Raw genomic sequence first — 9,585 nt, forward strand, 5'->3', positions numbered from 1 at the left:
CAGGTCCAATCCCCTCTGTCGCGGGGCGCAAGGCGCAAGGCCTGCGGCGCTTCAGACGCCCGCTCCGGTCACAGTCCTTTTGCCTGAGAGGTTCCGGGGGGTTGCTCCTTCGGCGCCGAGTGTCTCGGCCTCTCCTGTGACGGCTTGGTAGGCAGTCCGAGGTTTAGATCGATTTCAGTCTCGCGTCAATACTGTTGCAGCATGAGACTATACGTCAGCCAACAGTGCCAAGCGATACTCCTCGGACGTCACCCAGCTGCCCAGCCTTGCCAGGATCTCGTGCAGCGCGCGCAACTCCTGCGCCGAGAGCGGGTCGGTCAGGATCACCTCCAGCCGGTCCGAGACCTGCCGCGCGGTGCGGCGCACCTCCTGGCCCTTCTCGGTCGTGCTGAGTCGAAAGACGCGGGCATCCCCCGGGTCGTTCTCGCGCACGATCAGCCCGGAGCCCAGCAAACCTTGCAGGATTCGCGAGGTCAGGCTGCGCTCGAATCCTGTTATCTTGGCGATTTCCGCAAAGGTCGTGCCGGGATTGTCGTCGATCAGGCGCAGCACCCGCAGGTCGCGAATCCGGCAGCCCGTCTCCTTGAGAAAGATTTCGTCATTGGCAGAGATCGCCTCCTTGGCGACGATGTCGAGCTTGTAGGTCAGGCGCTCATTCCTGAAGGTTCGGGGTTCCTGCATCGGCTTTTCTCCCAGTCCGCCATACCGGCAGGGTATCACGCCATACCCTGATTTCCAGAACAAACAGTCTTATGGTGAGACCATCTTGGCTTGAAAGTTTCAAGTCGCAATCGTCTCAGTCAAAGACAGAAAGGGAGCGCCCGACGATGTTTGCCCAGTGGTATGACGGCCACCGCGCCCTGTCCGAATCCTGGCTGCAAGACCTGCACCGCCACCCCGAGACCGGCTTTGAAGAAGTGCGCACCGCCGCCTTCGTGGCAGAAAAGCTGCGTGCCTTCGGCTACGAGGTCGAGACCGGAATCGGCGGGACCGGAGTCGTCGGAACCCTGCACAGCGCCAAGGTCACGCCCGACGACCCGAGCCGCTGCATCGCCTTTCGCGCCGAACTCGACGCGCTGCCGATGACGGAAAAGGCGGACCTCGCCTATGCCTCGCAGGACGCAGGCAAGTTTCACGGGTGCGGGCATGACGGCCACACCGTCACCGCGCTGACCGCCGCCGCCTACCTCGCGAAGTCCCGCGATTTCGACGGCACGGTGCGCTTCATCTTCCAGCCCGCCGAGGAGTTGCTGACCGGCGCGCGGGCGATGCTGGCGGACGGCCTGTTCGACCGTTTCCCTTGTGACGAGATCTACGCGTTGCACAACCTTCCCGGCCTGCCGGCAGGACATGTCGGCATCCCGGCAGGCGCCGCGCTGGCCTCGGCCGACGACATCGACATCACGATCCGCGCCAATGGTGCGCATGGCTCGATGCCGCACACCGGCGAGGACGCGATGGCCGCCGCCGCGCACCTGATCTCTGCCGTGCAACAGGCCGTGACCCGCGTGACCGATGCGCGCGACGCCGGGGTTATCTCGTTCGGGCTGATCCAGGGCGGCACAGCGCGCAACATCCTGCCCGACACTGTGCGCATCGAGGGCACCATGCGCACCACCGCAAAGGCGCTGCGCGACCGGCTGGCGGACCTGCTGCAGGACGCGGTGCGCGCGACCGAGCTGCTGTTCGGCGTGCTGATCGAGATCGACGTGACCCCGGTCGCGCCCGTGACCATGAACGATCCCGCCTGCGTCGCCGCCGTCACCGCCTCGGCCGCCCGCGTGGTCGGCGCGGACCGGGTGATCGAGAACGCCCGCGCGCTGATGGCCTCCGAGGATTTCTCGGAACTCTCGGCCCGGGTGCCCGGTGCCTATGTCTTTGTCGGGCAGGACGGCCGGATGCCGCACCACCCCGAATATGTCTTCGACCCGGGGATCATCCCGGTCGGAGCCGCCCTCTTTGCCGACCTGGCAAAGCTCCGCACGCGCGAGACGCGCGTCTCTCGCCACACTTCCTGAACACCCAGCATCATCCAAGGGAGGAAACCCGATGATCGCCTTCACCACCCGCCTGTTCAAGGGCGCCGTCGCCGCCACCGCGCTGCTCGCCGCTTCCGCGCAACTCTCCAGCGCCGAAACCCTGACGATGTCGTCCTGGGTGCCGCCGACCCACTTCGTGCACACCGATTTCCTCGTGCCGCTGACCGAGAAGATTGCCGAGGCGACCGAGGGCCGCGTCACCGTCATGATCCTGCCCGCGCCGCTGGCCAGCCCGCCGCAGCATTGGGAACTGGCGCGCACCGGCGTGGCCGACATCACCTGGGGCAACTTCACCTACGAGCCCGAGCGTTTCGTCTCGATGTGGTTCGCGGAATTCCCGAACGCCGGCACCAACGCCGAGGCACAGAGCCGCGCGCTGTGGCAGACCTATGAGGCGTATCTCGCCGACAACGCCGCCTTCGAAGGCGTCAAGATGCTGGCGGTCGGCATGTTCGGCGGCGGGCAACTGCACCACGGCAAGAAGACCGTGACCACGCCCGCCGACGTCGCCAACCAGAAGTTCCGTATGGGCGGCCCGATCCAGGAAAAGCTGCTGACCGCGCTCGGCGCCGTTCCGGTGGCCGCACCGGCGACCAAGGCCTACGAGATGCTGGAAAGCGGCGTCGTGGACGGGTCGCTGCACACGATGGAATCGGTGGTGAACTTCCGCCTCGAGGACGTGCTGAAGCATCACACCGTGTTCCCGAAAGGCTTCTATGACGCGACCTTCTTCGTCGCGATGAACGGCGCCAAGTGGGATGGCCTGAGCGATGCCGACAAGGCCGCGATCGAAGGCGTGATCGGCGAGGAACTCTCGGCCGCGTGGGGCCGCAACTTCGACGCGCAGAACCCTGCCGCGACCGGGAAGCTCGAAGCGGCAGGCCACACCTTTGCCGAAGCCACGCCCGAGCTGATCGCCGCCGTCGACGCGATCCAGGCCACGATGGTCGCGGACTGGGTCGAGGCCGCCAAGGCCGCCGGAGTCGCCGATCCGCAGGCCATGCTGGACTTCTACAACACGACCTACACGACGCTGGCCGGCCAGTAATCGCACACCAAAGCAGAGCGGGGGGCGCCGCGGCATCCCCCGCCGTTCCAGGGAGGAGGAACACACATGCTGTCAGTCGCATGGAAGATCCGCCGGGGGGTCGAAACGGTCATGGCACTGTTTCTCCTGGCAATGGTGGCGCTGACCTTCGCCGACGTGATCGGTCGGCGGCTGATCGGCAAGCCGATCTACGGCTCAAATGACATTACGGAACACATGATGGCGCTCGTGGTCTTTGCCGGGCTGCCGCTGGTGACGGCGGCGGGTGCCCACCTGACCATCGACATCATGGACAAGCTGGTCGGCAAGCCGTGGATGGCCTGGTGGCGGGTGCTGAGCGCGGCGCTGGTGGTCGCGGTGCTGGCGGTCATTGCGTGGCTCTTCATGCGGCATGGCCTCAACGCCTCGCGCATTTCCGAGGTCAGCCAGGCGCTGCGGGTGCCGCGCGCGCCGCTGTATTTCTTCATGGCTGCCAGCTGCGCCCTGTCGGCGCTGGCCGCCCTGGCCATCGCCTTGACCGGGCCGATGGTCGATCCCACCGACACGCACGAGGAGGAAGCGCTATGATCACCGGTTCCATTGCCATGGGCATGGCCATCCTGCTGGCCTTCCTGCGGGTGCCGCTGGCCTTTGCCCTGCTGGCTGTCTCCGTCGCGGGCATCGGCCTTGCGATCAACTGGACCATCGCCTTTCAATTGCTGCCGCTGACCATCTCGGACGCGGTGCTGTCCTACGACCTCGCGGTCGTGCCGATGTTCATCCTGATGGGCAACGTCATCTCGAAGACCGGGATCGCCAGCGACCTGTTCCGCGCGGCCTATGCCTTTGTCGGCCATGTGCGGGGCGGGCTGGCGCTGTCGACCATGGTGGCCTGCTCCGGCTTCTCGGCGGTCTGCGGATCGAGCTATGCCACGGCGGCGACCATGGCCAAGGTCGCCTATCCCAGCATGCGCAAATACCGCTACTCCGACGAACTGGCGGCCGGCACCATCGCGGCGGGTGGCACGCTGGGCATCCTGATCCCGCCGTCGATCATCATGGTGGTCTACGGCATCCTGACCCAGACCAACATCGGCGACCTGTTCATCGCCGGGGTGGTTCCGGGTCTCCTCGGTCTTGGGTTCTACATGCTGGCGATCCGCTTCGTGGCCGCCCGGAACCCGGAGCAGGCACCACAGGGTGAAAAGACCCCGTGGTCCGAGAAAGTCCGGTCTCTTGCCGGGGTCTGGCCGTTCGTGCTGCTCTTCGGGCTGATCATCGGCGGACTCTACGCCAAGCTCTTCACCCCGACGGAAGCCGCCGGCATGGGTGCGGGTCTGGCGATCCTTGTCGCGACCCTGACCGGCAAGATGAACTGGTCCACGCTGCGCGGGATCATCGTGGACACGGCCTATACCTCCGTCTCGCTCTACACGGTGCTGTTCGGTGCGTTGATGCTGTCCAAGCTGCTGACCTTGTCGGGACTGGCGGCGGGTGTTCTAGCCCTGGTGCAATCGACCGGGCTTGAAGGCACGGCCCTCATCCTGGCCATCATGTGCGTCTTCCTGGTGCTGGGCTGCGTGATGGACTCGATGGCGATCATCCTGATCTTCGTGCCGCTCTTCGCACCGATCGTCGTGGCGCAGGGGTTCGACCTCGTGTGGTTCGGCATCATCGTGATCGTCGTGACCGAGATCGCCCTGATCACACCACCCGTCGGCATGAACGTCTTCGTTCTTAAGGCGGTCTTGCCCGACGTGCCGGTCGTTCGCATCTTCCGGGGGCTGATCCCCTTCATCTTGGTCGACGTCGCCCGCCTTGCCCTGCTCATCGCCTTCCCCTCGATCACGCTCTGGCTGGCGAGAACTGTCGGCTGAAGCCACCAGATCGGCCGGCTCAAGTGGCCGTTGCCCCAACATGAACAGCCACGACTTGGCAACGAGTCGTGGCTGTCACTAGTATTGTGTTGCGCAGTCGGAGAGACCAAAGCGGAGCTTTGGCCGGCAGTCGTCATGCACACTGTCCGATTTGCCGGGACCGCCTCATGCAGGCGGCAGCATGATCAACAGGCAAGCTTAGCGGCGCCGCAAACCTGTCCGGGAAATGGGGACCACCTCAGACTACAAGCGCGACCTGCTGGGCTTCCTCACGCAGAACTTCTCCTGGGATCAAGCGGTGCCTGCCGGGCAGCTACAGATAGCAATGACTGGCGAGACTGTAGAATGCGCCTTAGTGCTGATGAAGGACGTGTCTACATTGTTGCCCGCTCTGATCGACCAAAACTCGGCGCCGTCATAGGCGCCGAAAAACACACGGTGTGGTATTTTTGTGGTATGCATGGCAAGAACATCAAAAAATACAAATTTTTCAATAAGTAGTATGGTTTACCAATCAGCCTTTGTCTCCGCCACAATCAGATCCTGAATCCGCCCAAGGGCCCCGGTTGGGGCCTTTTTTCTTTTTTGTTTCAAAGGGCGTTGGCAGGGCCATCCGCCCTTCGGAGACTGGGCGCTTGACGCCGAATGGGTCTCCGAATGGCCTGCGTCTCTCTTCTAGCGCCCCTCGACGGCGGCGGGATGGCGTGAAACATCCTCGCACTTCCAATGGGTTGCCGCGTTCATGGGTTCGCCCCGTTCGCGAGATAATCTGGTGACGGATACCGACACGAAGGCGTAGGGCGGCCAGAAGGACGGCTCCGTGGCGGCCGGTCACCAGGTCTGCGCGGCAGTGCGCGAAACCAGCGTCGCCACCGAAACTCTGCCGGAAGCCTCTGATGACAACGGCACTTCATGCCCAATGCCTGGCGAGGCATCGAACGGGCCCTGAGCTCCCTTGGGCTGAGTTCGGCCTCGCCGAAACCGGGGCGTGCGACCGCCGGATCGCTGGGTTTGCTGCGCATCGCGCTTTGGATCCGCCATTTGTCAACATCACCTATTGAACTTCTGTGGGTGATGCGACGCGGCTAAGCGGGACTGGCGTCAGAGCGGCGGCGTCGATCGCGACGCCGAGTCGAAAAGCACTTTCTGCCCCTAGCCTGGCACTATGTTGAACCAGTCCTTGACAGATCAAGAAAACGACCTGATCGTCGCGGATTACTTCGCGATGCTAGCCGACGACATCTCCGCGCGCCGCTACAGCAAGGCCGAGCATCGGCGTGCCCTCCTGCCGCTACTGAACGACCGGTCCGAGGGGTCCGTCGAGTTTAAACACCAGAACATCAGCGCGGTGCTGAATGGGCTCGGCGAGGACTGGATCCCCGGCTACAAGCCCGCGTTCAATTTTCAGATGACCTTGGTGGATGCCGTGGCGCGGTGGCTGGCGCTGAACCCGGCCTGGCTCGGGCGCCAACCGGGGCTGCAACCGGCTGCGGGGCTGCGCGAGGAGGCGCAAGTCTGGATCGGACCGCCGCCGACGCTGTCGAACCAGCCGCCTCCGCAGGAGCTGGACCAGATGCTGCACATCGCCCGCAAGTTCGACGTGGCGGGCCGGGACGAGCGCAACCGCGCCCTTGGCCGCGCTGGCGAAGAGCGCGTGCTGGCGCATGAGCGCGCGGCCTTGCGGACGGCGGGACGGGACGATCTGGCGCGCAAGGTGCGCTGGGTGTCGGAGGAGGATGGCGACGGTGCGGGCTACGACATCGCGAGTTTCGCCCCGGATGGGCTCCCGCGGCTGATCGAGGTCAAGACGACGAACGGATGGGAGCGCACGCCCTTTCACATCACCTGCAACGAACTGGCCGTGGCCGAGGAGCGCCGGTCGGAATGGCGCCTGTATCGGCATTGGAATTTTTCACGCGAGCCGAAGGCGTTCGAACTGCACCCGCCTCTGGACGCGCATGTCTCGCTGACCGCGACGACGTTTCAGGCGAGCTTTCACTGAGACTCAGTCGAACACCCGCTCCGGCTGCTCGTCTCACGGCAGGACCGCGACATCGGTCAGTTTCAACAGAGTCACGGCGGGCACCTCGCGCTTGTAGACCAAGCGCTTGAGGACCCCCGGCGCGAGATAGGCGACCTATCCGTGTTTTCGAAACGGCAAGGCCATTGGCAGCGCCTCGATGCTTCGATTGCAAAAACCTTCCGATGGCAGCAATTGGCGCGGCATCATTTCAGCGCCGCAAGCCGATGTCTCTAAGGAAATGCTCATTGGCGTGGCGAAGGTCGACATCGGAGTCGGGGCGCGGTCCGAAGAGAGATTTCACAAGCGTCAATGGAAGGTTCAGGGCGCGTGCGAGGGGCGACTTCGCTGTGCGGGACTGCTGCTGTGCCGAAAGATCGGTCATGTCTGGTATCCTTCTGTAGATCCTGCCGGAATGGCTGGTTTGTGAAGCCAGGCTGGCAGCCAGAAGGGTGAATGTCCTGAAGCGGCCCGAACCGTTCCGAAAACTTCGGAAAGGGTCGGAATGGCCGGCAGATTCTTTTTTGACGTCTATGGTTTGAACGCGGCTACACGCCGCGATGGCCCGAACACAAAGGGCTGGGTCGCGCGGTTACACCGTTGCGGCGGCCGTGCGCGCATCAAGGTCGCGAACTAGGCGCTGAAAGCGAGGGAGATCGCGCAGGGCGTCGAGGTCGTTATCCTGTTCAACCCAGACAGAGAAGGTGACGGGGTCGACCCGCGGCAGGCAGGCCTCGAGCGTATCGAGTGCGGTCTCCGTTTCACCGAGCAGCGCCATGGCGCAAGCGATGTTGTAGTCGATGCTTGGATCATCGGGATCAATCGCCTTGACCCGCACGGCCCATTGCCTTGTGCGTTCGGCTTCGCCCAGTCTCGCAAGGGCATTGATACCGCTGATCAATGCGTAGGAATCCGACGAGTTCTCTGAAAGCACGCGTTCCGCCCGAACGAGCGTGCGTCGGGCTGTGTCCAGCACCTTCTCATGCTGGCCTGTTGCCCTGTAGCACATGGCGACATGGGTGGTGGCCGCCAAATCCGCTTCCGAGAGTTCGGTTGCGCGTTCCCAGTGCAAAATGGCTTCGTCGTGCCGCCCGGTCTGGAAACACGTTCGCCCATAGAGAAAGCGAACATCGTAGGAATTCGGGTCGAGTTGAAGCGAGCGTTCGTGAAGCTCGAAAGCCTCGTCGAAGCGACCAAGACCGGCCAGGACGAAGGCCTTTGCCGCAAGCGCCTCTGCCAGGTTGGGATTCAGAGCGAGTGCGCGCTCGGCCGCCTCCAGCCCATGTTCGGGCGAGGCCGAAAAGCCATAGAGCCCCGTCTGGCTGATGGCCAAAAGCGCCCATGCCAGGCCAAAATCGGGGTCGATTTCAAGCGCCCTTTGAGCGAGGCGGCTGGCAATCTCGAAGTTGCGCCTGTCCAGACGTGTGTGGTGGTAGCGCGCCTGGAGATAGAGTTCATAGGCTTCGGGGTTGTCGGTTGGGCGCGACTGGATTGCCACGCGCTCGGCCGGGACAAGCCTTACCTTGAGCGCGGCGACGATCGCTTCGGTGATCTCATCCTGAAGATCGAAGATGTCGGCCAGATCGCGATCGAAGCGCTCCGCCCAGATCGGACGCCCCGTTGCGCCATCGACAAGCTGGGCATTGATACGAATCCTGTTGCCGGATTTGCGCACGCTGCCCTCGACCACATGGGTCAGGTTCATGTCCCGAGCTGTTTGCGCGACATTGACGGCGCGACCCTTGAAGGTGAAGGCCGTGTTGCGGGCGACGACAGACAGCGCCGCGACCTTGGAGAGATCGGTGATGACATCCTCGGTGATCCCGTCAGCGAAATACTCCTGATCGGGATCGTTCGAACTGTTGGTGAAGGGGAGTACAAGGACTTCGGTGAAGGCGGTTTCGCGATTGTCGGGGTCAGGGACGGGGACGTGCGTGTTCTCCCCTACAGAGAGTACGAACTGGTAGCCCCGGCCAGGTATCGTTGCCAGCGCCTTGGGTCCGAGCACCTTTCGCAGAGCCGAGACCTGAACGGTCAGGTTGCTTTCCTCAACCGCGATTTCCGGCCAGACGGCGTCGAGTATCTCTGCCTTGGTCAGGACGCGATGTCGGTTCTCGACCATGAAGCTCAGCATGTCGAAGGCCCTGGCGCCCAGAGGCAATTCGATACCGTCGCGCGACAGCTTGCGCTCTTCCGTCGAAAGGAGGAATTCGCCGAAGCGGAAGGATGACAACGAATTCTATCCTTATTTGGCTTTCGATGACCCGAAGTTTTATCCTGACATCAGTGAAACGACCGTGCCAGTAAATACTTACACAACTCGAAAGCCCTTTACGCTTTCAAGAAAAGGGGCACCTGTGCCCAACGTAATGTCCGTTCGCAAAAGCGAGCATCGGCACACCGAGCAGCGAACGCATGTCATCCGACGCAGGGGTTCTTGGCGGCATCTGCTGTGTGTCGAAAGCTGCCATCGATCGTTCGGGCTGCAATGTCCACCTTGTCTAAGATTTGTGGCTGCTGTCAGCGTGAGCTGCAGCGGCGACAAATCTGACAAGGAGGAAAGCGCGGGCGGATTTCGGTGCTATGGGGATAGTGGCTCAAGGCTTGGTGGTTCGATGCTCT

Annotated in this window: 8 protein-coding genes and 1 riboswitch; of the genes, 5 read left to right on the top strand and 3 right to left on the bottom strand. The window is 63.2% G+C overall.

Features of this window, described 5'->3' with window-relative positions:
* Positions 1–61: 61 nt before the first annotated feature.
* Positions 62–147: riboswitch (glycine riboswitch) on the bottom strand.
* Between the two features lie 60 nt (positions 148–207).
* A complete protein-coding gene (locus KB874_RS20600; RefSeq protein WP_212538443.1) occupies positions 208–681 on the bottom strand; it encodes a MarR family winged helix-turn-helix transcriptional regulator in 474 nt (157 codons plus the stop codon).
* A gap of 146 nt (positions 682–827) precedes the next feature.
* On the opposite strand from KB874_RS20600, the gene KB874_RS20605 reads away from it, so the two are divergent.
* The 5 genes from KB874_RS20605 (at position 828) to KB874_RS20625 (ending at position 6,945) form a co-directional block, all read left to right on the top strand.
* A complete protein-coding gene (locus KB874_RS20605) occupies positions 828–2,018 on the top strand; it encodes an amidohydrolase (protein WP_212538444.1) in 1,191 nt (396 codons plus the stop codon).
* 31 nt (positions 2,019–2,049) lie between these two features.
* Complete coding sequence (locus KB874_RS20610; protein ID WP_212538445.1) at positions 2,050–3,087, top strand: TRAP transporter substrate-binding protein; 1,038 nt, start codon at positions 2,050–2,052, stop codon at positions 3,085–3,087.
* A 66-nt stretch (positions 3,088–3,153) separates the two neighbouring features.
* Positions 3,154–3,654, top strand: coding sequence for a TRAP transporter small permease (locus tag KB874_RS20615; protein ID WP_212538446.1), 501 nt, complete (start codon positions 3,154–3,156; stop codon positions 3,652–3,654).
* Complete coding sequence (locus tag KB874_RS20620; RefSeq protein ID WP_212538447.1) at positions 3,651–4,943, top strand: TRAP transporter large permease; 1,293 nt, start codon at positions 3,651–3,653, stop codon at positions 4,941–4,943. The genes KB874_RS20615 and KB874_RS20620 overlap by 4 nt, the downstream gene beginning before the upstream one ends.
* A gap of 1,165 nt (positions 4,944–6,108) precedes the next feature.
* Positions 6,109–6,945: a protein NO VEIN domain-containing protein gene (locus tag KB874_RS20625; RefSeq protein WP_212538448.1), complete on the top strand. Its 837-nt coding sequence runs from the start codon at positions 6,109–6,111 to the stop codon at positions 6,943–6,945.
* A 229-nt stretch (positions 6,946–7,174) separates the two neighbouring features.
* Here the strand turns inward: KB874_RS20625 and KB874_RS20630 are convergent, their stop codons facing one another.
* On the bottom strand, positions 7,175–7,348 hold the full coding sequence (locus tag KB874_RS20630; protein ID WP_212538449.1) for a hypothetical protein: 174 nt from the start codon (positions 7,346–7,348) through the stop codon (positions 7,175–7,177).
* Positions 7,349–7,555: 207 nt separating this feature from the next.
* On the bottom strand, positions 7,556–9,196 hold the full coding sequence (locus tag KB874_RS20635; RefSeq protein WP_212538450.1) for a winged helix-turn-helix domain-containing tetratricopeptide repeat protein: 1,641 nt from the start codon (positions 9,194–9,196) through the stop codon (positions 7,556–7,558).
* Positions 9,197–9,585: the final 389 nt, after the last annotated feature.

The organism is Thetidibacter halocola (assembly GCF_018224955.1).
Classification (GTDB): Bacteria; Pseudomonadota; Alphaproteobacteria; order Rhodobacterales; family Rhodobacteraceae; genus Thetidibacter; species Thetidibacter halocola.

Excerpts from the sequence above, each read along its gene's own strand:
- KB874_RS20600 (WP_212538443.1), bottom strand. The coding sequence starts at position 681 with ATGCAGGAACCCCGAACCTTCAGGAATGAGCGCCTGACCTACAAGCTC.
- KB874_RS20605 (WP_212538444.1), top strand. The coding sequence starts at position 828 with ATGTTTGCCCAGTGGTATGACGGCCACCGCGCCCTGTCCGAATCCTGG.
- KB874_RS20610 (WP_212538445.1), top strand. The coding sequence starts at position 2,050 with ATGATCGCCTTCACCACCCGCCTGTTCAAGGGCGCCGTCGCCGCCACC.
- KB874_RS20615 (WP_212538446.1), top strand. The coding sequence starts at position 3,154 with ATGCTGTCAGTCGCATGGAAGATCCGCCGGGGGGTCGAAACGGTCATG.
- KB874_RS20620 (WP_212538447.1), top strand. The coding sequence starts at position 3,651 with ATGATCACCGGTTCCATTGCCATGGGCATGGCCATCCTGCTGGCCTTC.
- KB874_RS20625 (WP_212538448.1), top strand. The coding sequence starts at position 6,109 with ATGTTGAACCAGTCCTTGACAGATCAAGAAAACGACCTGATCGTCGCG.
- KB874_RS20630 (WP_212538449.1), bottom strand. The coding sequence starts at position 7,348 with ATGACCGATCTTTCGGCACAGCAGCAGTCCCGCACAGCGAAGTCGCCC.